The sequence below is a fragment of the Streptomyces sp. NPDC052101 genome (assembly GCF_040680235.1).
Classification (GTDB): Bacteria; Actinomycetota; Actinomycetes; order Streptomycetales; family Streptomycetaceae; genus Streptomyces.
Genome location: NZ_JBFAWH010000006.1, coordinates 69948 through 95214, shown reverse-complemented (window position 1 = coordinate 95214; position 25267 = coordinate 69948). Strand labels below are relative to the sequence as shown.

Below are 25267 nucleotides of genomic sequence, written 5' to 3'. Positions count from 1 at the left end.
TCACGCATTCCCCGCGGATACTTGACGCCGCTAGTAAGGCTCCTTAACTTTATCGGCCATGTCCGGTAGCCCGCCGCCCCCGGGTGGCTTCGCCCGCCGTGTCGGCCTGTTCCAGGCCACGGCCATCAACATGAGCCAGATGTGCGGCATCGGCCCGTTCGTCACGATCCCGCTGATGGTCGCCGCGTTCGGCGGCCCGCAGGCGGCCATCGGTTTCGCGGCGGGCGCGGTCCTCGCGCTGTGCGACGGACTGGTCTGGGCCGAGCTGGGCGCCTCGATGCCCGGTTCCGGCGGCAGTTACGTCTATCTGCGCCAGGCCTTCCAGTACCGCACCGGCCGCCTGGTGCCGTTCCTGTTCGTGTGGACGGCGATGCTCTTCATCCCGCTGATCATGTCCACCGGCGTGGTCGGTTTCGTGCAGTACCTGGGCTATCTGGCCCCGGATCTCGGCCAGAACGCCGGGGACGCGACCGGCCTCGGCGTCATCGCCCTCGTCGTGCTGCTGCTCTGGCGCGGCATCGAGCACATCGCGCGGATCACCGCCGTGATGTGGACCGTGATGATCGCCTCGGTGCTCCTGGTCATCGTCGCCGCGGCCGCCGACTTCAGCCCGCATCTGGCCTTCACCTACCCGTCGGGCGCCTTCGACCTGACGAGCAACCACTTCTGGCTCGGCTTCGCCGCGGGCCTGACCATCGGCATCTACGACTACCTCGGCTACAACACCACCGCGTACATGGGCGCCGAGATCAAGGACCCGGGCCGTACCCTCCCGCGCTCGATCCTCTTCTCCATCCTCGGCATCATGGCGATCTACCTGCTGCTCCAGATCGGCACCCTCGGCGTCGTCGACTGGCGCCGGATGACCGACCCGCACGACATCGCCTCCACCTCGGTCGCCTCGGCGGTGCTGGAGAAGACCTGGGGCAAGGGTGCCGCCGACGTGGTGACCGTGCTCATCCTGGTCACCGCGTTCGCCTCGGTGTTCACCGGCCTGCTCGGCGGCTCCCGGGTGCCCTACGACGCCGCCCGCGACCGCGTCTTCTTCCGGCCGTACGAGAAGCTGCACCCCAGGCACCGCTTCCCGATGCTGGGCCTCGCGACCATGGGCGTGATCACCGCGGTCGGCTTTCTGATCGGCCGGCACACCGACCTCGCGACGCTGATCCAGTTGCTCACCACGGTCATGGTGATCGTCCAGGCGCTCGCCCAGATCGTCGCCCTGACCGTCCTGCGCAGACGGCAGCCGGACCTGCGCCGCCCGTACCGGATGTGGCTCTACCCCGTGCCGAGCATCCTCGCGTTCGCCGGCTGGTGCGTGATCTACGGCTACGCCGACAGGAACTCCCCGGGCCGCCACCCCATCGAATGGTCCCTGGCCTGGCTGGCCCTCGGCTGCGTGGCCTACGTGGTGTGGGCGCGGCTGGAGAAGGTGTGGCCGTTCGGCCCGAAGGAGATCACCGAGGAGTACAAGGCCCTTGAGCTGACCTAGAGTTACGGCACTCTTCGCGAGCAGAGACCTCTTCCGCGGACGTGACGGTCCGCCGAACTCCGGCCGGTACCGGACCGGCCGGAGCTGCCCCCGGACGTGTGGACCTCGTTCGCCGTGACCGGCTGAGCGGAGCCGGGTTACTGCGCCTGCGCGGCCTCCGGCGTGCTCTGGGCGACCGGCGCGTCCGTGATCACGGGCGCCGGTGCGGCGGCCTTGTCGTTCTTGTCGCTGCCGTTGTCCGGCAGCGGGGTCGGCGCGTCGTCGCTCTTGGCGGGCTGCGGGGCCGGCTTGGTGTCGGAGTTGTCCGTCGTCGGCGCCGGCTTCGGCGCGTCGTCGACCCAGGAACTCAGCCGGCCGTCCGGCTGGAGGGCCACGTGCAGGCCGTTGTTCTGGCCGTAGGCGGCGCGGTCCTTGGCGACCAGGGTGTCGATCTTGCTGCCGTGGGCGTAGATGTCGGCCTCGTAGTGATGGGCGCCGAGCTTGTAGACCTTGCCGGTGGAGGCGTCGTCGGCCAGCGTCGCCACGGAGACGAGGATGCGCTGGGCGACGGGCTGCGGCTTGGGCGCGGGCTTCGGCTTGGCCCGCTCGACCCAGGACGTCACCTTGCCGTTCGGGTGCAGCGTGACGTGCAGCCCGTTGTGCCGGCCGTGCGCGTGCTTGCCCTTGGTGGCGAGGGTCCCGTACTTCTTGCCCTTCGCCCAGATCTCCGCTTCGAAGCGGTGCTTGCCGGTCTTGTAGACCTTGGCGACGGAGACCTTGTCCGCGAGCCGCACCGTCTTGACGAGGACGCGCTTGTCGTTGCAGTGGGTCGAGGCGTGGGCGACGGGCGCCGCCTCGGGAGCGGCGGCGGCGAACGCGCCGGAGGCCGAAGCGGCGAGGACGGCGGTGGCGCCGGCGGCTACGAGGGTGGTGCGTAGGGTGCGAAGTGCACGCATCGGTGAACTGTCCTTCGATCGGTTTCGTTCGTCGGTGTGTCTTCGACGCTACGAACCGTTCATCAAGGCCACCCATACATCATGTAACAGATGTTCGTAGCGTTCTCCTCGAATCGGTACATATTCCATCGCTCAACCTTTGAATCCAAGGGCAAAACGGGCACGAGGGAGGCCGGCCCGCTCGGGCGGACCGGCCTTCGTCACTCCCTGTTCTTCCTTTCCTCGTCTCCGGCTACGGCCTGGGTGTGCTCCGCGCCGCCGTACCGGCACAGACCAGTCCGAGTACGAGCGCCAGTGCGCCGATGATGACGTTGTTGATGATCACGCCCCTGTCGGGGCCGCTGCCCACGATCCACGGAGCGACGATCAGCCAGATGCCCATGGCGCACATGGCCCAGCTGAGGCCGTACATCCGCTCGGGGGCCCGGGTGAATCCCAGTGCCAGCAGGCCTATCGCTATCCCCACGATCAGGTTGTGGGTCACGAGTGCGGGCTGGCTCGTCGTGTAGTGCACGATCCACGGAGATGCCGCGCAGTAGAGCCCGAGCAGGAAGACCGGCCCGTCCACGAGCGCCACATCACGACCGCCGAGCATGCGGGCGTAGCGTTCCCGCATTTCGGAGACATCGGGGTGGGCCGATATATCACCCCTGTGCGAGACGTTGGCCATGACTCGTCTCCTTTGACTTTGCAGGCCAGACCGCGTCTGGTGCGGTGTGAGGTAAGCACCGCTTGACCCCAGTTTGCTCTTATTTCGTCTTTATGTGTAGAGCTGTGCGACCCACTTCGGCCGGGCCACGGGATGCTCCGGCGTCGGGTGACATGTCCGCATCGAATCCGGGCAGGCGGAGCAGTGAGGGACGTGCCGCGCGTCCTGCTGCCGGCCCGGGAGGTGACCGACCGTCATGGGTGGGAAAGTGCTGGAGCGGTTCCCCGCCGGGGCCCCGCGAGGATCGTGGCCCGCGGAGGAGTACGCGGCCGCGCGCCGCGCCGAGGGCGAGCGCGTGCGTGTGGTGATGGACCTGAAGTCCGACGCCTTCCTCGTCGTGGCCGAGCCGCGGGACGAGGACGGCCGCACTCCGTGACGGCCGCACGCCGTCACCGGGCAGTGCGGCGACCGCCGGCTCCGCCTCGGCCGTCAGGCCGCCGCCAGCTCCCGGGCCCGGCGCACGAAGACCTCGTGCAGGTCCCAGGCCGCCCTCGGCACCGACTCCGCGCGCCGACGCCGCGGCGTCAGCAGCACCAGGGCGGTGTCGTCGGCGATCGGCCGATACGTGATCGTGCCGGCCCGCCGACAGGCGTTGCGCATACCGGCCAGGCGCAGTGAGCCGAGCCGGGTCGTCGCCGCCGCCGGGTATTCCTGCTGTTCGGTCACCGCAGCCGCAGAATGCGCGGTGTCACGCAGTCCGTTCAAGGGTTTTCCTGTCGCACCTTCGTGAAATTCAATGGTCCGCGATACGAGACCGGTCGGGTCTTCCTTGACGGTCCTCACCGGCGGCTGCCACGATCGACGCCATGACGATGCGACTGGACCTCACGCGGCGACGCCATGTCGACCTCGCGCGCGTTTCCAGCGCCTCCTGTTGCGCCGCGGCCTGATCGTCCGGCCTCTCCCGGACCCGCCGCTCCCCGCTCCGCTCCGGCGCCGCTGAATTCCCCCGCGTTTCCCCGTACATGGATTTCGGCATGCCCGGAATACATCACCGGCCAATTCACCGACGGCGGCTTCGCTCGGATCCGGCAGAGCCACTTCGCCTACGCCCATGTGATCCGCCGTCAAAGGGCGGAGCGACACCGCAGCCCGACGGGTCGTACCTGCTGACCGGCGTAAAGCACTGCCGCTCCCGCCCACCCGTCGCCCGCCCACCACGTACGTGCTGACCGGAACCCGGCCGCCGCGGCACGGCCTGCTCTCACGGACACTCGCGATCGGAGACCCCACGTGTCCCTCACCTTCCACTGGTTCCTGCCCACCAATGGCGACAGCCGCCATGTGGTCGGCGGCGGCCACGGCACCCCGGCCACCGCCTCCGGCCGGGACCGGCCCCCGACGGTCGCCTATCTGAGCCAGATCGCCCGGGCCGCCGAGGACCTCGGCTTCGTGGGCGCGCTGACCCCGACCGGTGCCTGGTGCGAGGACGCGTGGCTGACCACCGCCATGGTCAGCCAGAACTCCGAGCGGCTGAAGTTCCTCGTCGCCTTCCGGCCCGGGTTCGTCTCGCCGACGCTGGCCGCGCAGATGGCGTCCACCTTCCAGCGGCAGACCGGCGGACGGCTGCTGCTCAATGTCGTCACCGGCGGCGAGAGCCACGAGCAGCGGGCCTACGGCGACTTCCTCGACAAGGACGCCCGGTACCGCCGTACCGGCGAATTCCTGCACGTCGTACGGGACTTGTGGGACGGCAAGAGCGTCGACCTGCACGGGGAGCACCTCCAGGTGGCGCAGGCCCGGCTCAGCCGGGTGCCCGACCCGGTGCCCGAGGTGTACTTCGGCGGCTCCTCGCCCGCCGCAGGCGAGGTCGCGGCCCGGTACGCCGATGTGTACCTGACCTGGGGCGAGCCGCCCGCCCAGGTCGCCGAGAAGATCGCGTGGGTCCGCGCACTGGCGGCGGAGCGCGGCCGTACGCTCCGCTTCGGCATCCGGCTGCACGTCATCACCCGCGACACCTCGGCGCAGGCCTGGGCGGAGGCGGACCGGCTGCTCGCCGGCTTCGACACGGAGACCGTACGGGCCGTCCAGGCGGGCCTCGCCCGCAGTGAGTCCGAGGGCCAGCAGCGCATGCTCGCCCTGCACAGCGGCGGCCGGGAGAGCCTGGAGATCCACCCCAACCTCTGGGCGGGCATCGGCCTGGTGCGCGGCGGCGCGGGCACCGCCCTGGTCGGCAGCCACGACGAGGTCGCCGAGCGGATCAAGGAGTACCACGCCCTCGGCATCGACGAGTTCGTGCTCTCCGGCTACCCGCACCTGGAGGAGGCGTACTGGTTCGGCGAGGGCGTACTGCCCCGGCTCGCCGCGCAGGGGTTGTGGACGCACCCCGATGCTACGGCGCCCGCTCCCTCGGCCCAGGTGCCGTTCGCTAGCTGACCAACCCGCCCTGGCAGACTGCCGGTTCATGACACGAGAACCGAACGACGTCGACGCGGCCGTCACCTGGGGGCTGCTGGCCGCGTGGGCGCTGCACGACACCGAGGAAGTGGTCATGGTGCCGCACTGGGTGCGCACCCAGGTGCCGGAGCTGCGCAAGAGGTTCCCCCGGGTGCCGGAGGCGGTGTGGCGGCGGCTGGAGTCCGTGGACACGCGGGAGTTCACCACCGCGGTCGCCGCGATGGCGGTCGTCCTGGCCGCCGCGTGCGCCGACGGGCAGCGGACCGGGGGCCGGTCCGCCGTCTACCAGACCGCGCTCAACGCCTTCGGGCTGCACGGCCTGGTCCATCTGGCGCAGGCCGCCGTCATGCGGGGCTACACCCCGGGCTCCGCGACCACACCGATCGTGGTCCTCCCCTTCACCGTGTGGGCCCGCGGCCGGCTGCGCAGGTCCGGCGTCCTGCGCCCCACCCGGGCGCGAGACCTGGCCGAGGGGCTCGCCTTCGCCGCGGCGGCCGCGATCGCCACCCACGCAGTGGCTCAGGGCGTGCTGCGCCGGCGGTGATGGCTCAGGTGCCCGCCAGCGCTCGCAGGTGCGCGGCCTTCGATTCGGCCGTTTGTCCCTGTACCAGCAGAAACAGGGCCTCCTGTGCGAGGCGCTGGGCCGGGCTGGTCAGGGCCATGGATCGGCCGCCGCCGGCTTCGATCGCGGTGGTGGTAGCGGTGCGCAGCACCTCGCAGTGGCTCAGGGCGTGCTGCGCCGACGCTGATGGCTCAGGCGCCCGCCAGCGCTCGCAGGTGCGCGGCCTTCGATTCGGCCGTTTGTCCCTGTACCAGCAGAAACAGGGCCTCCCGTGCGAGGCGCTGGGCCCGGCTGGTCAGGGCCATGGACCGGCCGCCGCCGGCTACGACCGCGGCGGTGGTGGCCGTGCGCAGCACCTCGTACGCCTCCGCGCGTACCGCGAGCCGCTCCGCGACCCGTTCCAGCGGCGCCGGATCATCGGCCAGGGCGTAGGCGCGGCGGCGGACATCGGCGAGCCGGGCCGTGATGGGGGCGGCCGTCGCGGCGTCCAGCAGCGACAGGGCGGCCTCCGCGACGCCGAAGACCGCCGGGCCCGCGTTCAGCGTCCTGGCCCGGTCGCCGGGCGCCCACCGCTCGTACGGCATCCGCAGGGCCACCGACTCCTCGGGCAGCCACAGCCCGGTCAGCTCCAGCGACACCGTGCGCGCGGCGGTCAGCGCCGCGAGGCGCATCGGCTCCGATGCGCGCAGCCCCGGCTGGTCGCGTGCCTCGGCGAACGCGAACAGGGCCTCGTCCGCATCGGTCACCCCGGCGAGCAGCATCACGTCGTTCAGGCCCCATCCGGTGTACCAGGGCACCGTCCCGTCGAACCGCCAACCCGCGCCCTCCCGGCGGACGCGCACCGGGATGCGCGGATACGACCGCAGATGCGCGTACGCCACCCCGGACAGCAGCTCACCCCGCGACAGCGGGCCCAACAGCCGCTCCCGGACCGGGAGTTCACTCTCCACCAGGGTCTGCACCGGAGTGTGGTGCTGGGTCTGCACGAACCATGTCGCACAGCATGCCCCGGCCAGGATCTCCGCGATCCGGCGGACCACGTCCGGCGGCGCTCCCGAGCCGCCGTACGCGACCGGCGCGCCCGCCCCGAGCAGCCCTGACCTCTTCACCGCCTCGATGTGGCTCGCGGGCACGCCCTCCCGGTCGACCCGCTCGGCCTCGGGAATCAGCAGGTCCGCAGCGAGCCGGCGGGCCCGGTCGAGGAGCGGATGCGCGGTGGTGGCTGTCATACGGAAGATTCTTCCGAAGATTTCCCCCCGCACCGTGTCGATCCGGGAGCCGTGCGTTCGTGTAGGTGGTGACACGCATCCGCGAGACCCTGAAGTCACCTAGGAGGACGTCATGAAGCACTACCTGCTCAGCGTGGTCCAGCCGGCCGGCGGCACCCCGCCCGCCCCCGACGCGCTCGCCGCGATCATGCGCGATGTGGAGGCCTTCAACGAGGAGCTGCGGGCCGCCGGAGCCTGGGTGTTCTCCGGCGGCCTGCACGGTCCGGAGACCGCCACCGTGCTCCGCCCCGAGGGCGGCAAGGTCCTCGTCACCGACGGCCCCTATGCCGAGGGCAAGGAGTACCTGGGTGGACTCTGCCTGATCCGCGCCGCCGACCTGGACGAGGCGCTGGAGTGGGGCCGCAAGGCCGCCCTCGCGACCACGCTGCCCATCGAGGTACGGCCGTTCGTCGACCGGCACTGATGTCCGGGGCCTGCGACGTCGAGGCCGTCTTCCGCGCGGAGTACGGTCGTGCGGTCTCCGTCCTCGTCCGCTTCCTCGGCGACATCGACCTCGCCGAGGAAGCGGTGCAGGACGCCTTCACCACCGCCGTACGCACCTGGCCCGGGACCGGCGTGCCGCCGAGCCCGGCCGGCTGGATCATCACCACGGCCCGCAACCGCGCGATCGACCGGCTGCGCCGCGAGTCCTCCCGGGACGCCCGGCACGCCGACGCCGCCCGGCTGTACGCGCCGCACCTGTACGCACCCGACCCGTACATGCCCGACGCGCCGCCCAAGGAGGGCCCCGTGCGCGACGACCGGCTCCGCCTCATCTTCACCTGCTGCCATCCCGCGCTCGCCCTCCAGGCCCGGGTCGCCCTCACTCTGCGCCTGCTCGGCGGCCTGAGCACCGCACAGATCGCCCGCGCCTTCCTGGTGCCGGAGCCGACACTCGCCCAGCGGCTGGTCCGCGCCAAGGCCAAGATCCGCGACGCGGGTATCCCGTACCGTGTGCCCCGCGACGCCGACCTGCCCGAGCGGCTCGGCGCCGTCCTCGCCGTCGTCTACCTGATCTTCAACGAGGGCTACACCGGCGACCCCGCCCTGTGCGCGGAGGCGCTCCGCCTCGGCCGGCTGCTCGCCGTGCTGATGCCGGACGAACCGGAGGCCATCGGCCTGCTCGCGCTCATGCTCCTCATCGAGTCGCGGCGGCCCGCGCGCCTGGACGCCGAGGGCGTCCTCGTACCGCTGCCCGAGCAGGACCGCGCACGCTGGGACCGCGCGCTGATCGCCGAGGGCCAGGACCTGGTCCGCCGATGCCTGCGCCGTGACCAGCCGGGGCCGTACCAGATCCAGGCCGCGATCAACGCCGTACACAGCGACGCCCCGACCGCCGCGGCCACCGACTGGCGCCAGATCCTGTGCCTGTACGACCAGCTCATGGCGGTGGCGCCGTCCCCGGTCGTCGCGTTGAACCGGGCGGTCGCCGTGGCCGAGGCCGACGGCCCGGCCGGCGCGCTCGACCTGGTCGACACCCTCGACCTCGGCCGCTATCACGTGCTGCACGCGGTCCGCGCCGACCTGCTGCGCCGCCTGGGCCGCACCGCCGAGGCGGCGGCGGAGTACGCCCTCGCCGCCGAGCTGGCCGGGAGCGAGGCCGAGCGGGCCTACCTGGCGCGGCGCCGCACGGAGACCGACCCCACGACGACGTGACCGGCGTCACCCCGCGTCGCCGGAATCAACTTGAGGACCTGAAAGGTTGGCAAATACATCAACCGAGACCTAGGCTCGGGCCGAACCAGCCCGGCACCACCAGCGAGGCATCCGTGAACCACCCCGCCATCGAGCAGCCCGCCGACATCGTGGCCCGGCTCCGTGCCACCTTCGCCACCGGCCGCACCAAGCCCGTCGAGTGGCGCACCGGCCAGCTGGGCAGGCTGCGCACGATGCTCACGGAGCGCGGCGCCGACCTCGCCGCCGCCCTCCACGCCGACCTCGGCAAGAGCAGCACCGAGGCCTACCGCACCGAGATCGACTTCACGATCCGCGAGATCGACCACACCCTCGACCACCTCGACGAGTGGCTGCGCCCCGAGCCCGCGCCGGTCCCCGCCCACCTCGGCGCCGACGCCACGGCCTGGACGCAGTACGACCCCCTCGGCGTCGTCCTCGTCATCGCCCCCTGGAACTACCCGGCGCAACTGCTGCTCGCCCCGATGGTCGGCGCCCTGGCCTCCGGCAACGCGGTCGTCGCCAAGCCCAGCGAGCTGGCCCCGGCCACCTCCGCCGCCCTGGCCGAACTGATCCCGGCCTACCTGGACACCGACGCGGTCGCCGTGGTCGAGGGCGGCATCCCGGAGACCACGGCCCTGCTCGCCGAGCGCTTCGACCACATCTTCTACACCGGCAACGGCACCGTCGGCCGGATCGTGATGCGCGCCGCCGCCGAGCACCTCACCCCGGTCACCCTCGAACTCGGCGGCAAGTCCCCGGTGTTCGTGGACCGCGACACCGACCTCGACGTGGTCGCGGACCGGCTCGTCCGCGGCAAGTTCCTCAACGCCGGCCAGACCTGCGTCGCCCCCGACTACGTCCTGGCCGACCCGGAGACCGCCGCCGCGCTGGAGCCCGCACTGGTCCGTGCGGTCGAGGTGCTGTTCGGCACCGACCCGGCCGCGTCGCCCGAGTACGGACGCATCGTCAACGAGCGGCACTTCGACCGGCTCGCCGGCCTGCTCGGCTCCGGCCGGGTCGCGGTCGGCGGCGTGAGCGACCGTACGACCAAGTACATCGCGCCGACCGTCCTCGCGGACGTCGACCCGAAGTCGCCCGTGATGCAGGAGGAGATCTTCGGCCCCATCCTGCCCGTCGTCACCGTGGCCGGCCTGGACGAGGCGATCGGCTTCATCAACGACCGTGACAAGCCGCTCGCGCTGTACGTCTTCACCGAGTCCGACGCGACCCGTGCGCGCATCGCCGCCGAGACGTCCTCCGGCGGCCTCGGCCTCGGCCTGCCGCTCGCCCATCTCACCGTCTCCGACCTGCCGTTCGGCGGCGTGGGGGAGAGCGGCATGGGCAGCTACCACGGCCGCTACTCCATCGAGACGTTCAGCCACCGCAAGGCGGTCCTCGCCAAGCCGCTGAACTGACCCGATTCGCCGGACAGTTGTGCGATACTCCGCCGAATGACCGTTGAAACGATCACCGCGGACGCCTCCGGCACCTTCGCACTCGGCGACCTGCCCGTCCACCGCATCGGCTTCGGAGCCATGCGGCTGACGGGCAGCGCCGCGTTCCACCTCGGCACCCCGAGCGACCGGGAACGCTCCACGGCCGTACTGCGGCGGGCGGTCCGGCTCGGCGTGAACCACATCGACACCGCCGCCTTCTACTTCTCCGCCACGCGCTCCGCCAACGAACTGATCAACACGGCCCTCGCCCCGTACGCCGACGACCTGGTCATCACCACCAAGGTCGGCCCCTTCCGCGACTACTGCGGCGAGTGGGGCACCTCGGCCCGGCCCGACCAGCTGCGCGGCCATGTCGAGGAGAACCTGCGCCAGCTCGGCCGTGACCATCTCGACGTCGTCAACTTCCGCCGCCAGCAGCAGGATTCGATCGCCGAGCACTTCGGCGCCCTCGCCGAGCTGCGCGAGGCCGGCCTGATCCGGCACCTGGGCATCTCCGGGGTCGCACCGCGCCATCTCGCCGAGGCGCTGGAGATCGCCCCGGTGGTGTGCGTACAGAACCGGTACGCCCTGGACCGTCCCGACCCGGTCGACGACGAGATGCTGCGGCTGTGCGGCGCCCGCGGCATCGCGTTCGTGCCGTTCTACGCCGTCGCGGGCGAGGCCGGACCGCAGGCGGCGGCCGACACCCACGACGAGACCGTGCGCGACATCGCCCGCGCCCACGGTGCGAGCCCCGCGCAGATCCGCATCGCCTGGACCCTGCACCAGGGCCCGCACGTCCTCGCCATCCCCGGCACCGGCAACCCGGACCACCTCGCGGAGAACATCGCCGCCGGCGCCCTGCGCCTCACCCCGGACGAACTGACCCGCCTCGACGCGCTCCACACCGCGGCGACCTGACACGGCCCCGGGAGTACGGGCCCTGGCGGCGACCCTCGATGACGGGGAAGCCGGGGCACGGCCGTACGATGGGCGGAATGACTACCATCGTGTAGACGGTCGCCGGGCCGCAGACGATGACGGGGTGAGGAACGTTCCATGACCGAGGCCAAGGACGAGCGCCGGCCGGCCGGTGAGCTAGAAGCGAGCGTCATGGCCGCACTCTGGTCCGCCGGAGCACCTCGGACGCCCGGCCAGGTCCAGCGGAGCCTCGGTGCGGACCTGGCCCGTACGACGGTGACCACGATCCTGACCCGCCTGTACGACAAGGGTGTCGTCGAGCGGCACCGCCAGGGCCGCGGCTACGCCTACTTCCCGGTCCAGGACGTCCCGGACGCCCACGGCCTCACCGCCCGCCGGATGCACAGCGAGCTGGACCGGGACAGCGACCGCGAGACCGTCCTTGCCCGTTTCGTCGCCCAGCTCAGCCCTCACGACGAGCGCATCCTGCGCGACCTGCTCGAACCTGACGAACGATGACCGCGCTGCTTCTGCTGCCCCTGCTGCTGCCGCTGGCCCTGCCGGCCCTGGCCCGGCGGGCCCTGGACCGGCTGGCCCCGGTCGCCGCGCTCTGGGCCGTCACCGGCTGCGCGGTAGTGCTCGCCGGCTGCTCGCTGGCCGCGCTGGGCTCGTTCGTCCTGATCGGGCTGCTCAAGGTCCCGCTCTTCGCCGCCGTCGGCGAGCTGATCCACCCGCTGCGCACCGCCTCGGACCTCGTCGTCCTGCCCGCCGCCGCGACCTCCGTCGGCGCTCTCGCGGTCTGCGGCTGGACCCTCGTCCGCTCGGTGCTGCGGCAGACCCGCGCCTTCCGCGCGGCCCGCACGGAGGCCGGGCGCCGACCGGCGGCCGGCGATCTGTGCGTGGTGGACTCGCCGCGCCCGGACGCCTACGCGCTGCCGGGCCGCCCGCACCGCATCGTCGTCACGACCGCGATGCTGCGCAGCCTGGACGGCCCCGAGCGGGAGGCGCTGTTCGCCCACGAACGGGCGCACAACGACGGCGGTCACCACTACTTCCTCGCCGCCGCCGAGCTGGCCGCGCACTGCCATCCGGCGCTGCGCCCGGTCCGCGAGACCATCCGCCTCGCCGCCGAGCGCGCCGCCGACGAGGCCGCCGCCGCCCAGGTCGGCGACCGGCGGCTGATCGCCCGGGCCATCGCCCGCGCGGCCCTCGCCGGACATGCCGCCCGCTCCGAGCGCCCCGACTTCGCACCCGCGGCGACCTCGGGCCCCGTCCCGCAGCGCGTCCAGGCCCTGCTTGCCGCCCCGCGCGTGCCCCAGGCCGGCCGTGCGATCGCCGGCCTCCTGCTCGCCTGCACCGCCGTCTCCTGCGCCGCCGCGGGCATCGGCATGGCCGACTTCCACCACCGGGTCGAGATCGCCCAGGGCGACGAAAGGCCCTGACGCACCCGTCCGGACGACACCTCGGGCCGCCCGGCCACGCCTCTGGAACGCCCTCGGGCAACGCGCGTAGAAGAAGGACTGGCGCACGTGGGGTTTTACGTATAACCTCACCCGCTAACCACTCCCACCGGAAGGTCCCGATGCGACGCGTCGCCCTGGTCACCCTCGTCGTCGACGACTACGACGACGCCATCCGCTTCTACACCGAGGCGCTCGGCTTCCGGCTGGCCGAGGACGCCCCGCGCCCCGACGGCTCCCGCTGGGTCGTCGTGGAACCGGGCGGCCCGGACACCGGCACCGGACTGGTGCTCGCCCGTGCCAAGGACGAGGCCCAGCGGTCCCGGGTCGGCGACCAGACCGGCGGACGCGTCGGGTTCTTCCTGCACACCGACGACTTCGCCCGCGACCACGCCCGGATGACCGCGGCCGGCGTGATCTTCCTGGAGGAGCCGCGGCACGAGCCGTACGGCACCGTCGCCGTCTTCCAGGACCTCTACGGCAACCGCTGGGACCTGCTCCAGCCCGCCGACCACTGACATTCCACCGCACCACCCGAGGAACGCCCTGCCATGACCGTGTCCCGCATCGACACCGAGACCCTCCGCCGGCTCCCCAAGGCCGTGCTGCACGACCACCTCGACGGCGGCCTGCGCCCCGCCACCGTCGTCGAACTGGCCGCGCAGGTCGGTCACACCCTGCCCACCACCGACCCCGACGAGCTGGCCGCCTGGTACTTCGAGGCCGCCAACTCCGGCGACCTGGTCCGCTACATAGCCACCTTCGAGCACACCCTCGCCGTCATGCAGACCCGCGAGGGCCTGCTGCGCACCGCCGAGGAGTACGTCCTCGACCTGGCCGCCGACGGTGTCGTCTACGCCGAGGTGCGCTACGCCCCCGAGCTGAACACGCAGGGCGGGCTGTCGCTCAGCGAGGTCGTGGAGACCGTCCAGGAGGGTCTCGCCGCCGGTATGGCCAAGGCGGCTGCGGCCGGCACCCCCGTCCGGGTCGGCACCCTGCTGTGCGGGATGCGGATGTTCGACCGGGTCCGTGAGGCCGCCGACCTGGCCGTGGCCTACCGGGACGCCGGTGTCGTCGGCTTCGACATCGCGGGCGCCGAGGACGGCTTCCCGCCCGCCGACCACCTGGCCGCCTTCGAGCACCTGCGCCGCGAGAGCGTGCCCTTCACCATCCACGCCGGTGAGGCGCACGGCCTGCCCAGCATCCACCAGGCCCTGCAGGTGTGCGGCGCCCAGCGCATCGGCCACGGCGTGCGCCTGACCGAGGACATCGTGGACGGCAAGCTCGGCCGCCTCGCGTCCTGGGTGCGTGACCGCCGGATCGCCCTGGAGATGTGCCCCACCTCCAACCTGCAGACCGGCTGTGCCACCTCCATCGCCGAGCACCCGATCACGGCGCTGAAGGACCTGGGCTTCCGGGTCACCCTCAACACCGACAACCGTCTGGTGTCGGGTACGACGATGACCCGGGAGATGTCCCTGCTGGTCGAGGAGGCCGGCTGGACGGTCGAGGACCTGCGCACGGTCACGGTGAACGCCCTCAAGAGCGCGTTCATCCCGTTCGACGAGCGCAAGGCCCTCATCGAGGACGTGGTCCTGCCGGGTTACGCGGCCGCGCTCTGAGCGAGCCCCCTGAGGTAGGCGGCCTGTCCGATGTGCTGAAGGTCGTCGGACAGGACGCTCACCAGGCGCACCCCCAGCGTGACCGGGGGATCCCAGCGCTCGTCCACGACGCGTTCGAGATCCTTGGCGGCAAGCGAGCGCAGCGCGCCGAGGGTCTGCTCGTGGACGGCGTCGTAGTACCCGGTCAGCAGGCCGGCCGACTCGACCCGCACCTTCGCGACCTTGGCGGGGCTGTGCCCGTAGCCGGTGTCGTGCCGGGGCAGGTCGAGGCCGAAGCGCTTCTCCCAGTCCTGGGAGTGCCACACCTGGTCGAGGTCGAAGGCGTCGGCGATGTGGTCGTCCTGTACCCGGGTGAGATGCCAGACGAGCCAGGCGATGGAGTTGGCGCCGGGCGCCGGGCGGTGGTGCAGCGCCTCCGGCCCGAGGCCGTCGAGGGCGGCATGGACTTCTTCCTGGATGCGGCCGTAGCCGTCGATGAGGATGTCCTTGGCATGCATACCGTCCACCATCCCAAACGGCGGGCGCTCACGCGTCCGCAATCCAGCTCCCGTGAAAGCCGAGCGGCACCCGCCCCGGCAGATGGACCCGCGCCACCGGCTCCCCGGTGAAGTCCTGCGCCGCGAGGATCACCAGGTCGGCCGCGCCCCGGTCCGGGTCGTGGACGTACGCGATCGCATACCCGTCGTCCTCCGCCGCCTGTCGCCCGGCCGCATCCCGCGGAACGAACACCGCCTCGCCCGCCGCCGCACCCCTCGGCAGCCGGTGCACCTCGGTGGTGCCGCGCAGCAGGTCGTGCTTGACGAGCGCGTTGGAGAACGCGTCGTCGGGCGGGGTGCCGCCGTCCGGTGTCAGATAGGCGGCCGTCAGCTCGGCGGCCGCGGCCGTGTAGCCGTAGCGGTGCCGGCGGGACACCAACGACTCGTTCACACGCGGGAATTCCTGCGGCCGGTCGTCCAGCACCCGCTGCCGTACCCGCCCGTGGCGCAGGTCGACGGTCCAGCGTTCCAGTTTCGAGGTGCCCCTCGCGTACGGACCGTCCGAGCCGCGGCCGGCGACGTGGAACGGCGCCGGGTAGGTCGTCAGGTCGACCACCACGCAGCCGTCCTCGTCGTAGGCGTTGAGCGTGTGCGAGAAGAAGACCGGCTCGATCCCGAACCAGCGCACCGGCCCGCCGTCCCGCCGCATCACACCCACCCGGGTCGGATGGTGCCGGTTCCAGGAGTACGGCACGGGCGCGCCCTGTTCGGCCGCCGCGGCGTCGAAGGTGACCGGGATGTCGAAGACGACGACGTACCGCTCGGTCAGCGCGAAGTCGTGCATCATCGGCGCGTCCGCCACGGGGATCCGGGTGGTGCGGGCGAGACGCCCCGCGCCGTCCACGACCAGGTGCCGGACGTGGTCCCAGGCCGGGTGGTAGGTGACGGCGTGCAGCTCACCGCTGTGGACGTCGAACTTGGTGTGTGCGGTGAACGTGCCCTCCAGCGTGCCCTGGAAGTCGTATGTGCCGACGGTGTCGAGGTCTCCGTCGAGTTCGTACGGCAACGGGCCGCTCTCCTGCAGCGTGAGGATCCGCCCCCGGTAGGGGATCACATGCGTGTTGCAGGCGAAGTCCTCCTGCGGCACCGGACCCGGGTACGGCAGGCCCAGCTTCCTCGCGACCTGCGCGGAGCGCACCCAGCGGTTGCGGTACCACTCGGCCCTTCCGTCACGCAGCCGCACGCCGTGCACCATGCCCTCGCCGAGCATCCAGTGATGGGCCCGGGGGTCCTCCAGACCGAGGACGTTCGGGCCGTTGCGCAGGAAGCGCCCGTTCAGCTCGCGCGGGATACGGCCGGTCACCGGCAGGTCGAACGCTGTGAGTTCCTCGGTGACCGGTGCGAACGCGCCTTCCAGGAACGGATAATGACGTGCCGTCACTTTCCCTGCGGGGCGGGCCGCCGTCTCGCTCGCGCCCAGGCCGGTGAGTGCGCCCGCCGCCGCGAGTCCGGCCGTGCCCCGCAGCACGGTCCGCCGGGTGTGTTCCGCCATGATGTGTCCTCCTGACCGTCGTGGTCCTGCCCGACGGTCTTGAGTCTGTGGCGGCCGGCGGCCGGAATCAGGAGGCCTGGGGCCCCTCCTGGGGTGGTGCCAGGCCCCCCTCCCCGCCTCCGGTCTCCAGCAGGGTGACGAGTGCCCGGGCGGCGGGGCTGGTGGCGCGCTCCGGCGGCAGCAGGGCCACCGTCTCGTACGCCGCCTCGCCCGTGCCCTTCAGCGGCAGCGCCGTGAGCGAGGGTCGCTTGTGCCTGAAGTGCCGGGGTACGACCGCGATCCCCAGGTTCTCGTCCACCAGGTCCAGCAGGCTGTGCACGTCGTTCACCTCCAGTGCGACCATGCGCCCGACACCCGCCGCGGCGAACGCGCCGTCGGTGGCGCGGCGCGGGCCCCAGTCCGGATGGAAGTCCACGAAGACCTCACCTGCCAGGTCCTCAGGGGTCAGCACGGCGCCGGCCGAGGCCAGCGGGTGGCCGGGATGGCACAGCACGGTCATCGGCTCGCTCGTCAGCGACACCGAACGCAGCTGGTCGCTGTCCGCCCGGGTGCGGTAGGCGAAGGCGAGGTCGAGCCGCCCGGCCGCGACCTCCTCGGCCAGCGCACCCGAACCCGCCTGCCGCAACCGGATCTCCACGTCCGGATGCCGGCCCCGGAACGCGGCCAGCAGCCGCGCCACATGCACCCCGGCGATGCACTGCTCGGTGCCCAGCGCCAGCGTGCCCCGCAGCACGCCCTGCACCGCCGCCACCGCCTCGTGCGCCGAACGCACCTGCGCCAGGATCCGCTCGGCCTCCACCAGCAGCGCCCGCCCCGCCTCGGTCAGCGTCACCCGCCGGGTGGTGCGCACGAACAGCGGTGCCCGCAGCTCCCGCTCCAGCGCCCTGATGGACGCCGAAAGACCCGACTGGGACACCATCAGGCGTTCGGCGGCCCGGGTGAAGTGCTGGTCCTCGGCGACGGCGACGAAGTGCTGGAGGTGACGCAGTTCCATGATTGAGAAGCCTAGCCGCTGAATTCCATCGGATTCTTCTGTTGGACCGCTGTACGCCGCCCGGGAACAGTGGACCCGGTAGACCGTGTGCCAACCCCTCTGGAGTCGCGTTGTACACCGCACACCCCGACCGCTACGCCGACATGCCCTACCGGCGCACCGGACGCAGCGGACTGATGCTCCCCGCGCTGTCCCTCGGCCTGTGGCACAACTTCGGCCCGGACCGGCCCGCCGAGACCCAGCGGGCCATCCTGCGCCGCGCCTTCGACCTGGGCGTCACCCACTTCGACCTCGCCAACAACTACGGCCCGCCGCCCGGCGCCGCCGAGTCCGCGCTCGGCGAGGCGCTGCGGGCCGACTTCACGCCGTACCGCGACGAGCTGGTCATCTCCACCAAGGCCGGCTATCTCATGTGGCCCGGCCCGTACGGCGAATGGGGCTCGCGCAAGTACCTGCTGTCCTCGCTCGACCAGAGCCTCAAGCGCATGGGCCTGGACCACGTCGACATCTTCTACTCGCACCGCTTCGACCCGGACACGCCGCTGGAGGAGACGATGGGCGCCCTGCACACGGCGGTGCAGCAGGGCAAGGCGCTCTACGTCGGCGTCTCCAACTACTCGGCCGAGCAGACCCGCGACGCCGCCCGCATCCTCGCCGGCCTCGGCACCCCGCTCCTCATCCACCAGCCGCGCTACTCGATGCTGGACCGGCGCCCCGAAGACGAGGGCCTGCTCGACGCCCTGGACGAACTCCGGGTCGGCTCCATCGCCTACTCCCCGCTGGAGCAGGGCCTGCTCACCGGCCGCTACCTCGACGGCATCCCCGAGGACTCCCGGGCCGCGAGTGACAGCCCCTTCCTGAACTCCGACGCCGTCACCGAGGACCTCGTCGCCCGCCTGCGCTCCCTCGACGAGATCGCGGGGTCCCGCGGCCAGACCCTGGCCCAGCTGGCCCTCGCCTGGGTGCTGCGCGGCGGCCGGGTCTCCTCCGCGCTGGTCGGCGCGAGCAGCCCGCAGCAGCTCGAGGACAGCGTCGGAGCCCTCCGCAACCTGGACTTCGACGCGGAGGAACTGGCGCGGATCGACGCCATCGTGAAGGGCTGACGCCCCCGCTTCCCGGTCCCGTACCGCTCGCCTGCCGTCGGACGGCGGCTCCCCGGGCGGCTCGGCGAACCCACGGCCGGCCAGGCGGTGTCAGGCGGTCGCCGGCACGCGGTCCAGAAAGCCGAGCACCTGCCGGATGCGGCCGTCGCCGTCCAGCGTGACGACGTCGAACCCGGCGACTGGCGCCGATCCTCCTCCAGAGGGGGTACCCCCAGCTTCGTTCACCAGCTCCCAGGCGAAGCGCGCGGTGTCGTGGTGACCGTCCACGGTGCCGAGCGGGCGGAAGACGAACCCGGGGAACTGCTCGTGGGCCGCCGCGATCACCGCCGCGATGCCCTCGTGGCCGCGGACGTCGCAGAGAGGGTCGGTGTAGCCGCCGTCCGCGGTCCACGCGGCGGCGACCGCCTTCTTCAGCGCCTCCGGCTCGGTGGCGTTCCAGGCCTCTAGGTAACGGGCGGCGGCGCTCTCGTAACGGTTGGTGTTCACGGACATGGTGAATCAGCCTCCATCGAGGTGGTAACTGCTGGTCGGAGCCGGATCCGGGGCTTCGCCGATCCGGTGTGACCACCATGCCGGAGGACCGGGGAGCGGGTCGATTACCTGCCTGGTAATGCCCGGGAGGCGGTATGGGCCGGTGCATTTCCTGCCAGAACGGACGGTGAATATGCCAACAGACTGGCCGGAAAGTCATGGTGACAGTGTTTCGGGAGTGGCGATACTCGAACGCCAGGGGCACTTCACCGCACAGGAGCCGCACGGAGGGCGAGGGTCAGGCCGGCCGATCAGCGAGGCGACGGGGGAGTGGGACGTGCACGATGAATTCCTGTGCCATGTCACGGCGTACGGCATGTGCGACGGCCGCCGCATCGGGGTACCGCTCGGTACCTATCGCGCGCCCACGCTGGCCCTGGCCCTGTGGTGGCTGCGGGACCGGGCGTCCTGGATCGCCGAGCGCCTCGACCCGAGCCCCGAGGGTCCCGCCTTCCCGGCGGGCGCGCTGGTGCCGGTCGCGGACACGGTGGCCGACGTGCCCGCGCTGCTGCGCGCCTGGTGCGCCGACGACGTACGCCAGGAGCGGGTGGCCGACGAACTGGCGGGCGGCCGGCTGGTACGGATCGCCGCCAGCGACGACACCACCGAGTACGAACTGCTCGCCGAGTCCGTGGACGCACTGCGCATGCAGCGCACCCTGCCGGCGCTCGTCGTCCCCGTCGCCTGACACGTGTCCATCGGGGGCCCCTCGGTGCCGGGCGCACAGGTGAACGAATCGGTAGAATCCTGACCATGGCGGAGCGGTCGGTCGCCCCGACGGCGCCCGAACTCGTCCTGGAGACCGACATGGGCTCCACGGTGATGAGCCCGGGCCAGGACTACCACGTCGGACGCGACCCGTTGAGCGACATCGTCCTCGACGATGCCCGGGTCTCGTGGCACCACGCTGTGCTGCGCTGCGACCACGACCACTGGACCCTGAAGGACCGGCACAGCACCAACGGCACCTACGCCGACGGCCGCAGGATCGACGAGTGGGGCGTGCGCCCAGGCAGCGTGATCCGCTTCGGCAACCCCGTCGACGGTCCCCGCGCGGTCCTCACCGGCGCCCCGCCGCCCACCCCCGACCGCCCCTCCGCGGTCTCCCTGCCCCTGCTGACCGGGACCTTTCGTCAGCCCAGCAGCGTCCGCCCGCTGACCCCGCGCACGGTCCGCATCGGCCGGGCGGCCGACAGCGACCTCGTGGTGGACGACCTGATCGTCTCCCGCCGGCACGCCGAACTGCGCGCCCACCCCGACGGCACGTACGAGATCGTCGACCTCGGCAGCCACAACGGCACCTACCTCAACGGCCGGCCCGTCACCCGCGCACCCGTGGGCCCCGGCGACATCGTGGGCATCGGCCACTCCGCGTTCTGCCTGGTCGGCGACGAACTCCAGGAGTACGTCGACAACGGAGAGGTCTCCCTCGACGTCCAGGACCTCACCGTCGCCGTCGACGACGGCACCAAGGTGCTCCTCGACCACGTGTCCTTCCCGGTGGGGGAGAAGTGCCTGCTCGCGGTGGTCGGACCGAGCGGCGCCGGCAAGTCCACCCTGCTGAACGCCCTGACCGGACAGCGGCCCGCCGACCGCGGCACCGTCCTGTACGACGGCCGCGACCTCTACCGCGACTACGCCGAACTGCGCCAGCGCATCGGCCTGGTCCCGCAGGACGACATCCTGCACCCCCAGCTCACCGTGCGCGCCGCCCTCGTCTACGCCGCCGAACTGCGCTTTCCCGAGGACACCGCCGCGGCCGAGCGGCGCGCCCGGGTGGACGAGGTCATGCGCGAGATCGGCCTGGAACAGCGCGCCGACCAGCCCGTGCACAGCCTGTCCGGCGGGCAGCGCAAGCGGGTCAGCGTGGCCCTGGAGCTGCTCACCAAACCCTCGCTGCTCTTCCTGGACGAGCCGACCTCGGGCCTCGACCCCGGCATGGACCGGTCGGTCATGAACATGCTGCGCGGTCTCGCGGACGACGGCCGCACGGTCATCGTGGTCACCCACAGCGTCCTCAGCCTCGGCGTCTGCGACCGCCTCCTGGTGCTCGCCCCCGGCGGCAAGGTGGCCTACTACGGGCCGCCCGACGACGCCCTCGCCTTCTTCGGCTTCGAGCAGTGGCCGGAGGCCTTCGAGGCCTTCGAGCGGGCCCCGGACCGCGACTGGGCGCGGGAGTACCGCGAGTCGCCGTTCCACCGCCATTACGTCGCCCAGGCCACCACCCAGCCCCACCACCCGGGCCCGGCCCCCGTCCCCCCGGCACCGCCGCCCCGCCCACGCGGCTGGGGCGCCCAACTCGGCACCCTGGTCCGCCGCTACACGGCCGTCCTCAGCGCCGACCGCACCTTCCTGCTCGTCATGATCGCCCTGCCGTTCGTCATGGGCGCCATGGCCCGCGCCGTGGCGGGCAGCCGGCTCACCCAGGACACCGCGATGAACGCGCTGCTCACCCTGTGCGTCGGCGCCGTGCTGGCCGGCGCCGCCAACGCGGTGCGCGAGCTGGTCAAGGAACGCGTCGTCTACCAGCGCGAACGCGCCGTCGGCCTGCCCCGTTCGGCCTATCTGATGTCCAAGATCGTGGTGCTCGGCACGATCAGCATCGCCCAGGCCGTCGTCCTCACCCTGGTCGCCCTCCTCGGTGTCGACCTGAACGCTCCCGGCGGGAAGGGCGTCCTGCTGCCGCCGCTGGTCGAGATCACCCTGGCCGTCGCCCTGCTCGCGTTCACCGCGATGACGCTCGGTCTGCTGGTCTCCGCGCTGGCCCGCAAGGAGGAGATGACGATGCCGCTGCTGGTGCTGCTCGCCGTCGTCCAGGTGGTGTTCTGCGGAACCCTGCTCAGACTCAACGGCGTGCCCGGCCTGGAGCAGCTGGCCTGGCTCGTGCCCTCCCGCTGGGCGCTCGGCGCCATGGCCGGCACGGTCGGACTGTCCCGGATCGTGCCCGGCCCGCTGACCGCCGACCCCCTCTTCCGGCACTCGACGGGCGTCTGGCTGCTCGACCTGGCCATGCTGGTCGTGCTCTCCGTCCTCTACGGGCTCGTGGTCGTCCGCCTGCTGCGCCGGCACGAGCCCGCCGTGATGCGGAAGTAGGCGAACGCGATGGCCCACACGCGGAAGCAGGCGCCCCGATGAGCAAAGCGCCCAGTCCCGGATTCCAGCCCACGCACGTCGTACCGCGGCGCGGCCTGCCCGCCTGGGAGGCCCCCGACCCGGCCCGCCCCACCGTGCCCCTCGATCCGCTGCTGCCCGTCGAGCTGGTGGAGCGACGCGGCGACTGGGGGTACGTCCGCTGCTCCAACGGCTGGGGCGCCTGGGTGGACAGCCGCCGACTCATCGCCGTACCGGAGGACCCGCCCGCCGTCGATGGCACGGGCGGCACCGCCGACCCGCTGCCCCTGCTGGCCCGCGCCGAACAGGCCCTCGCCGACTACCGGACCGCCGTACGGCAGCTGGCGGACGGTGCCCTGGACGGAGAGGACTTCGAGGACCGCACCCGGGGCCTGAGGATCGGGATCGTGGTCGACGGGGAGTCCATGTGGCTCTACGACCCCGGGGAGGGCCGCTGGGTCTACGGCGACGGACGGCGGCTGGCCACCTACGCCACCGACCGCGACGTCACCGGCGCGCAGGACGCCGGGCATGCACCGACCCGGCTGGTGGCACCCGAAGGTGAGCGCTGATGGCGCGCGAGACCAGCCTGTTCTCCGGCCGGCCCTCGGAACTGATCGGCCGGCAGATCGCGAGCTACCTGATCGAGAGCGAGATCGGGCGCGGCGGCATGGCCGTCGTCTACCGCGCCCGCGACCAGCGCCTGGACCGCACGGTCGCCCTCAAGCTGCTCGCCCCCGAACTCGCCCGCAACGACACCTTCCGTAAACGCTTCACCCACGAGTCCCAGGTGGCCGCCGCGATCGACCATCCGCACATCGTGCCGGTCTTCGAGGCCGGCGAGACCGACGGCGTGCTCTACATCGCCATGCGCTACGTCCCCGGCAGCGATCTGCGCCGCCTGCTCGACCTGCGCGGACCGCTGCGGTTGCCGGACGCCGTGCGGATCGCCTCGCAGGTGGCCTCCGCCCTGGACGCCGCCCACGAGCACGGCCTGGTCCACCGGGACGTCAAGCCCGGCAACATCCTGGTCGCCGAGGGCATCGACAGCGACCACCCCGAGCACGTGTACCTCACCGACTTCGGGCTCACCAAGAAGTCCCTGTCGCTGACCGGTTTCACCAGCGTCGGCCAGTTCGTCGGCACCCTCGACTATGTCGCCCCCGAGCAGATCTCCGGCCGCCCGGTCGACGGCCGCTGCGACGTCTACGGCCTGGCCTGTGTCATCTACGAGAGCCTCGCCGGCCGCCCCCCGTTCCTGCGCGAGGACGACATGGCCCTGCTCTGGGCCCACCAGTACGACGACCCGCCCCCGCCGAGCGAGGCCTGCCCCGGTCTCCTCCCGGCCGTCGACCCGGTCTTCGCCAAGGCCCTCGCCAAGAGCCCGGACGCCCGCTACGACACCTGCCTCGCCTTCGTCGCCGCCCTGCGCGCCCCCCTGGCACCCGCCCCCACCCCCGCCCCCGCCGAGGTCCGCCCCCCGGCGGAGCCCGACACGGAGACGGACCACACGGCAACCGAGGCCCCGAGCCCCCCACACTGGGCCGACCCGGTGTTCCCGCCCTAGGCCCACGTGGCGCCTCCCTCACGCACGAATACGCTCGCGCGACGGGGATGTGACGAGCGGCCCTAGGACCCGTCGACCTCGCCCGGCCGGCGGACCGGACGGGCCAGCAGACCGCCCAGGAAGCCGGCGACCAGGCCCCACAGCGCGCCCAGGCCCACCGCCCGCCACAGCTGCGGCCTGAGGAACAGCTCCCCGGACAGCCCGCCGCCCAGGTCGCCGATGCCGAGCAGGGAGAGCCCGTAGTGCGCCGAGACACGCCCCGTCAGACAGATCATCAGCACCGTCAGCGCCAGCGCCACGGCCAGATGCACGGCGTGCTGCCACAGCCGGATCCGGGCGGGTGAGGCGACCGCCATCCGGAACGCCACGGCCAGCAGCAGGATCGCGTCCACGGCCATCAGCCACCACCACCGGCCGTCGTAGGCGGTGAGCGAGCGCAGGTTGAGCGCGGAGACGTCCCGGGTGCGCAGGATCACGTCCAGGACATGCGGCATCGGCAGGCCGAACGGGCCGTCCACCCGGCCGTCCCAGGTCGCTCCCAGGCCGATGGTCAGGGCCAGCCAGGCCAGATTGGGCAGTCCGAGCATGATCAGCGCGAAGGTGGCGGCGGCGTGGCCGCGGGTGGCCGCCGTGATCAGCGCGGTACCCAGGGCGACCACGACGTACGCGAGGAGCAACACCACCATCGCGTGCGCCGCGGGCCGCACCGACTCCTGGCAACGCAGCAGCCGCGCCGGAAGCGGGGCCCCGCGTGCGACCAGCAGCGCCAGCAGCAGCACTCCGGCCAGCCACAGCAGCCCGAACAGCACCGTCAGCGGTACGTCCGTGGTGAACCCGATCCTCGGCGTCGCGTCGAACAGCCCGGTCAGATCGCTGAGCGTGCCGCTGCCCACGTCCACGGCGAAGGTCTGCCGGGCGCCGAGGGCCAGGCCGATCAGCGCGAGCAGCCACAGCACCGCGATCCGGGCGGCCCAGCCGGCCAGTTCCCCGGCCGAGGCGACCGCCCGGTGCCGCAGCGGGCGCAGGAAACCCGCGCCGATCACCAGGGCCCCGGCGAGGGTCACCGACAGCGGGATCACGGTGAGCCCCGCGTGTGTCCGCGCCAGCGCACCGGCGTTGCCGGAGAGTTCCACGCTGCCGCCGACCGCCGTGACCAGAGTCGCGGCCACCACCCGCGGGAACGCGCCGTCCGGCAGGTCCGTCGCTCCGGCCGCCCACAGTCCGAGCGCCGCCACCAGCACCATGACGGCCAGCCCGGTCAGTACCGCGGCCACGGCCCGAGCCCAGCCGTGGCGGGCGGCGGGCCGCGCGGTGACGGTGGGAGCGCTCACGGTTGACACGCTAAGCAGTGGCCCGGCACCCCGCTCGCCGGGTGGGCCGTCCGCGTCGGCTTGCGAGCGGCACCGCATTGGGACACACAATAGGATCAATGTGCAGCCAAATGCACCAATCGG

General features: G+C 72.2%; 26 protein-coding genes and 2 pseudogenes. 18 read left to right on the top strand and 10 right to left on the bottom strand.

Annotation, left to right across the window (positions count from 1 at the left end):
- Positions 1-58 precede the first annotated feature (58 nt).
- Complete coding sequence (locus AB0L75_RS13805; RefSeq protein ID WP_365180062.1) at positions 59-1492, top strand: APC family permease; 1434 nt, start codon at positions 59-61, stop codon at positions 1490-1492.
- Positions 1493-1629: 137 nt separating this feature from the next.
- Here AB0L75_RS13805 and AB0L75_RS13800 read toward each other — a convergent pair whose 3' ends face one another.
- Together AB0L75_RS13800 and AB0L75_RS13795 are read right to left on the bottom strand one after the other, a co-directional pair.
- The gene (locus AB0L75_RS13800; RefSeq protein ID WP_365180059.1) at positions 1630-2427 is read right to left on the bottom strand and encodes a hypothetical protein; all 798 of its coding nucleotides are present in this window, start codon (positions 2425-2427) and stop codon (positions 1630-1632) included.
- Positions 2428-2659: 232 nt separating this feature from the next.
- Complete coding sequence (locus AB0L75_RS13795) at positions 2660-3097, bottom strand: SPW repeat protein (protein WP_365180056.1); 438 nt, start codon at positions 3095-3097, stop codon at positions 2660-2662.
- 235 nt (positions 3098-3332) lie between these two features.
- Here AB0L75_RS13795 and AB0L75_RS13790 point away from each other — a divergent pair, with 235 nt between their 5' ends.
- Positions 3333-3512, top strand: coding sequence for a hypothetical protein (locus AB0L75_RS13790; RefSeq protein ID WP_365180053.1), 180 nt, complete (start codon positions 3333-3335; stop codon positions 3510-3512).
- Positions 3513-3565: 53 nt separating this feature from the next.
- Here the strand turns inward: AB0L75_RS13790 and AB0L75_RS13785 are convergent.
- Positions 3566-3718: pseudogene (locus AB0L75_RS13785) on the bottom strand (LysR family transcriptional regulator); the annotation flags it as partial.
- A gap of 224 nt (positions 3719-3942) precedes the next feature.
- Here AB0L75_RS13785 and AB0L75_RS13780 point away from each other — a divergent pair.
- The 3 genes from AB0L75_RS13780 (at position 3943) to AB0L75_RS13770 (ending at position 6077) form a co-directional block, all read left to right on the top strand.
- Positions 3943-4026 carry a putative leader peptide gene (locus AB0L75_RS13780; RefSeq protein WP_356032329.1) on the top strand — a complete coding sequence of 28 codons (84 nt, stop codon included), beginning with the start codon at positions 3943-3945 and terminating at the stop codon, positions 4024-4026.
- A 343-nt stretch (positions 4027-4369) separates the two neighbouring features.
- On the top strand, positions 4370-5512 hold the full coding sequence (locus AB0L75_RS13775) for an LLM class flavin-dependent oxidoreductase (protein ID WP_365180050.1): 1143 nt from the start codon (positions 4370-4372) through the stop codon (positions 5510-5512).
- Between the two features lie 28 nt (positions 5513-5540).
- Complete coding sequence (locus tag AB0L75_RS13770) at positions 5541-6077, top strand: HXXEE domain-containing protein (RefSeq protein ID WP_365180047.1); 537 nt, start codon at positions 5541-5543, stop codon at positions 6075-6077.
- Between the two features lie 4 nt (positions 6078-6081).
- Here the strand turns inward: AB0L75_RS13770 and AB0L75_RS13765 are convergent.
- Both AB0L75_RS13765 and AB0L75_RS13760 read right to left on the bottom strand, forming a co-directional pair.
- A pseudogene (locus AB0L75_RS13765) lies at positions 6082-6249 on the bottom strand (acyl-CoA dehydrogenase); the annotation flags it as partial.
- 37 nt (positions 6250-6286) lie between these two features.
- Positions 6287-7324 carry an acyl-CoA dehydrogenase family protein gene (locus tag AB0L75_RS13760; protein ID WP_365180044.1) on the bottom strand — a complete coding sequence of 346 codons (1038 nt, stop codon included), beginning with the start codon at positions 7322-7324 and terminating at the stop codon, positions 6287-6289.
- Between the two features lie 112 nt (positions 7325-7436).
- On the opposite strand from AB0L75_RS13760, the gene AB0L75_RS13755 reads away from it, so the two are divergent.
- The 8 genes from AB0L75_RS13755 (at position 7437) to AB0L75_RS13720 (ending at position 14479) form a co-directional block, all read left to right on the top strand.
- Entirely contained in the window at positions 7437-7787 is a 351-nt protein-coding gene (locus AB0L75_RS13755; RefSeq protein ID WP_365180041.1) for a YciI family protein, read from the top strand.
- Complete coding sequence (locus AB0L75_RS13750) at positions 7787-9019, top strand: RNA polymerase sigma factor (protein ID WP_365180038.1); 1233 nt, start codon at positions 7787-7789, stop codon at positions 9017-9019. The genes AB0L75_RS13755 and AB0L75_RS13750 overlap by 1 nt, the downstream gene beginning before the upstream one ends.
- 113 nt (positions 9020-9132) lie before the next feature.
- Positions 9133-10455: an aldehyde dehydrogenase family protein gene (locus tag AB0L75_RS13745; RefSeq protein WP_365180035.1), complete on the top strand. Its 1323-nt coding sequence runs from the start codon at positions 9133-9135 to the stop codon at positions 10453-10455.
- Between the two features lie 36 nt (positions 10456-10491).
- A complete protein-coding gene (locus tag AB0L75_RS13740) occupies positions 10492-11397 on the top strand; it encodes an aldo/keto reductase (RefSeq protein WP_365180032.1) in 906 nt (301 codons plus the stop codon).
- Between the two features lie 138 nt (positions 11398-11535).
- Positions 11536-11916 (top strand): BlaI/MecI/CopY family transcriptional regulator, encoded by a 381-nt coding sequence (locus tag AB0L75_RS13735; protein ID WP_365180029.1) that lies wholly within the window; start codon positions 11536-11538, stop codon positions 11914-11916.
- Positions 11913-12839, top strand: coding sequence for a M48 family metalloprotease (locus tag AB0L75_RS13730; RefSeq protein WP_365180026.1), 927 nt, complete (start codon positions 11913-11915; stop codon positions 12837-12839). The genes AB0L75_RS13735 and AB0L75_RS13730 overlap by 4 nt, the downstream gene beginning before the upstream one ends.
- A gap of 140 nt (positions 12840-12979) precedes the next feature.
- The gene (locus tag AB0L75_RS13725) at positions 12980-13375 is read left to right on the top strand and encodes a VOC family protein (protein ID WP_365180023.1); all 396 of its coding nucleotides are present in this window, start codon (positions 12980-12982) and stop codon (positions 13373-13375) included.
- Between the two features lie 33 nt (positions 13376-13408).
- Complete coding sequence (locus tag AB0L75_RS13720; RefSeq protein ID WP_365180020.1) at positions 13409-14479, top strand: adenosine deaminase; 1071 nt, start codon at positions 13409-13411, stop codon at positions 14477-14479.
- Here the strand turns inward: AB0L75_RS13720 and AB0L75_RS13715 are convergent.
- The 3 genes from AB0L75_RS13715 to AB0L75_RS13705 all read right to left on the bottom strand — a co-directional run bounded on the left by AB0L75_RS13715 (position 14461) and on the right by AB0L75_RS13705 (position 17501).
- Positions 14461-14976, bottom strand: a complete 516-nt coding sequence (locus AB0L75_RS13715) for a DUF664 domain-containing protein (RefSeq protein WP_365180017.1) — start codon at positions 14974-14976, stop codon at positions 14461-14463. The two genes, AB0L75_RS13720 and AB0L75_RS13715, sit on opposite strands and share 19 nt — an antisense overlap.
- Positions 14977-15004: 28 nt before the next feature.
- Positions 15005-16507, bottom strand: coding sequence for a carotenoid oxygenase family protein (locus tag AB0L75_RS13710; protein WP_365180014.1), 1503 nt, complete (start codon positions 16505-16507; stop codon positions 15005-15007).
- A 67-nt stretch (positions 16508-16574) separates the two neighbouring features.
- Positions 16575-17501, bottom strand: a complete 927-nt coding sequence (locus AB0L75_RS13705; RefSeq protein WP_365180011.1) for a LysR substrate-binding domain-containing protein — start codon at positions 17499-17501, stop codon at positions 16575-16577.
- 110 nt (positions 17502-17611) lie between these two features.
- Between AB0L75_RS13705 and mgrA the strand changes: the two genes are divergently transcribed.
- Complete coding sequence (mgrA, locus tag AB0L75_RS13700; protein ID WP_365180008.1) at positions 17612-18604, top strand: L-glyceraldehyde 3-phosphate reductase; 993 nt, start codon at positions 17612-17614, stop codon at positions 18602-18604.
- Positions 18605-18694: 90 nt separating this feature from the next.
- Here mgrA and AB0L75_RS13695 read toward each other — a convergent pair whose 3' ends face one another.
- On the bottom strand, positions 18695-19096 hold the full coding sequence (locus AB0L75_RS13695) for a nuclear transport factor 2 family protein (RefSeq protein WP_365180005.1): 402 nt from the start codon (positions 19094-19096) through the stop codon (positions 18695-18697).
- Positions 19097-19412: 316 nt separating this feature from the next.
- Here AB0L75_RS13695 and AB0L75_RS13690 point away from each other — a divergent pair, with 316 nt between their 5' ends.
- The 4 genes from AB0L75_RS13690 to AB0L75_RS13675 all read left to right on the top strand — a co-directional run bounded on the left by AB0L75_RS13690 (position 19413) and on the right by AB0L75_RS13675 (position 23813).
- Complete coding sequence (locus AB0L75_RS13690; protein WP_365180002.1) at positions 19413-19823, top strand: hypothetical protein; 411 nt, start codon at positions 19413-19415, stop codon at positions 19821-19823.
- Positions 19824-19888: 65 nt separating this feature from the next.
- Positions 19889-22228: an FHA domain-containing protein gene (locus AB0L75_RS13685; protein WP_365179999.1), complete on the top strand. Its 2340-nt coding sequence runs from the start codon at positions 19889-19891 to the stop codon at positions 22226-22228.
- Positions 22229-22266: 38 nt separating this feature from the next.
- Positions 22267-22818, top strand: a complete 552-nt coding sequence (locus tag AB0L75_RS13680; RefSeq protein ID WP_365179996.1) for a hypothetical protein — start codon at positions 22267-22269, stop codon at positions 22816-22818.
- Positions 22818-23813: a serine/threonine-protein kinase gene (locus AB0L75_RS13675; RefSeq protein WP_365179993.1), complete on the top strand. Its 996-nt coding sequence runs from the start codon at positions 22818-22820 to the stop codon at positions 23811-23813. The genes AB0L75_RS13680 and AB0L75_RS13675 overlap by 1 nt, the downstream gene beginning before the upstream one ends.
- A 62-nt stretch (positions 23814-23875) precedes the next feature.
- Here AB0L75_RS13675 and AB0L75_RS13670 read toward each other — a convergent pair whose 3' ends face one another.
- Positions 23876-25153, bottom strand: a complete 1278-nt coding sequence (locus tag AB0L75_RS13670; RefSeq protein ID WP_365179990.1) for a streptophobe family protein — start codon at positions 25151-25153, stop codon at positions 23876-23878.
- Between the last annotated feature and the right edge of the window lie 114 nt (positions 25154-25267).

Bases quoted from the DNA above. Each gene is read 5' to 3' on its own strand.
- AB0L75_RS13805 (WP_365180062.1), top strand. From the start codon at position 59: ATGTCCGGTAGCCCGCCGCCCCCGGGTGGCTTCGCCCGCCGTGTCGGC.
- AB0L75_RS13800 (WP_365180059.1), bottom strand. From the start codon at position 2,427: ATGCGTGCACTTCGCACCCTACGCACCACCCTCGTAGCCGCCGGCGCC.
- AB0L75_RS13795 (WP_365180056.1), bottom strand. From the start codon at position 3,097: ATGGCCAACGTCTCGCACAGGGGTGATATATCGGCCCACCCCGATGTC.
- AB0L75_RS13790 (WP_365180053.1), top strand. From the start codon at position 3,333: ATGGGTGGGAAAGTGCTGGAGCGGTTCCCCGCCGGGGCCCCGCGAGGA.
- AB0L75_RS13780 (WP_356032329.1), top strand. From the start codon at position 3,943: ATGACGATGCGACTGGACCTCACGCGGCGACGCCATGTCGACCTCGCG.
- AB0L75_RS13770 (WP_365180047.1), top strand. From the start codon at position 5,541: ATGACACGAGAACCGAACGACGTCGACGCGGCCGTCACCTGGGGGCTG.
- AB0L75_RS13760 (WP_365180044.1), bottom strand. From the start codon at position 7,324: ATGACAGCCACCACCGCGCATCCGCTCCTCGACCGGGCCCGCCGGCTC.
- AB0L75_RS13755 (WP_365180041.1), top strand. From the start codon at position 7,437: ATGAAGCACTACCTGCTCAGCGTGGTCCAGCCGGCCGGCGGCACCCCG.
- AB0L75_RS13750 (WP_365180038.1), top strand. From the start codon at position 7,787: ATGTCCGGGGCCTGCGACGTCGAGGCCGTCTTCCGCGCGGAGTACGGT.
- AB0L75_RS13740 (WP_365180032.1), top strand. From the start codon at position 10,492: ATGACCGTTGAAACGATCACCGCGGACGCCTCCGGCACCTTCGCACTC.
- AB0L75_RS13735 (WP_365180029.1), top strand. From the start codon at position 11,536: ATGACCGAGGCCAAGGACGAGCGCCGGCCGGCCGGTGAGCTAGAAGCG.
- AB0L75_RS13730 (WP_365180026.1), top strand. From the start codon at position 11,913: ATGACCGCGCTGCTTCTGCTGCCCCTGCTGCTGCCGCTGGCCCTGCCG.
- AB0L75_RS13725 (WP_365180023.1), top strand. From the start codon at position 12,980: ATGCGACGCGTCGCCCTGGTCACCCTCGTCGTCGACGACTACGACGAC.
- AB0L75_RS13720 (WP_365180020.1), top strand. From the start codon at position 13,409: ATGACCGTGTCCCGCATCGACACCGAGACCCTCCGCCGGCTCCCCAAG.
- AB0L75_RS13715 (WP_365180017.1), bottom strand. From the start codon at position 14,976: ATGCATGCCAAGGACATCCTCATCGACGGCTACGGCCGCATCCAGGAA.
- AB0L75_RS13710 (WP_365180014.1), bottom strand. From the start codon at position 16,507: ATGGCGGAACACACCCGGCGGACCGTGCTGCGGGGCACGGCCGGACTC.
- AB0L75_RS13705 (WP_365180011.1), bottom strand. From the start codon at position 17,501: ATGGAACTGCGTCACCTCCAGCACTTCGTCGCCGTCGCCGAGGACCAG.
- AB0L75_RS13695 (WP_365180005.1), bottom strand. From the start codon at position 19,096: ATGTCCGTGAACACCAACCGTTACGAGAGCGCCGCCGCCCGTTACCTA.
- AB0L75_RS13685 (WP_365179999.1), top strand. From the start codon at position 19,889: ATGGCGGAGCGGTCGGTCGCCCCGACGGCGCCCGAACTCGTCCTGGAG.
- AB0L75_RS13680 (WP_365179996.1), top strand. From the start codon at position 22,267: ATGAGCAAAGCGCCCAGTCCCGGATTCCAGCCCACGCACGTCGTACCG.
- AB0L75_RS13675 (WP_365179993.1), top strand. From the start codon at position 22,818: ATGGCGCGCGAGACCAGCCTGTTCTCCGGCCGGCCCTCGGAACTGATC.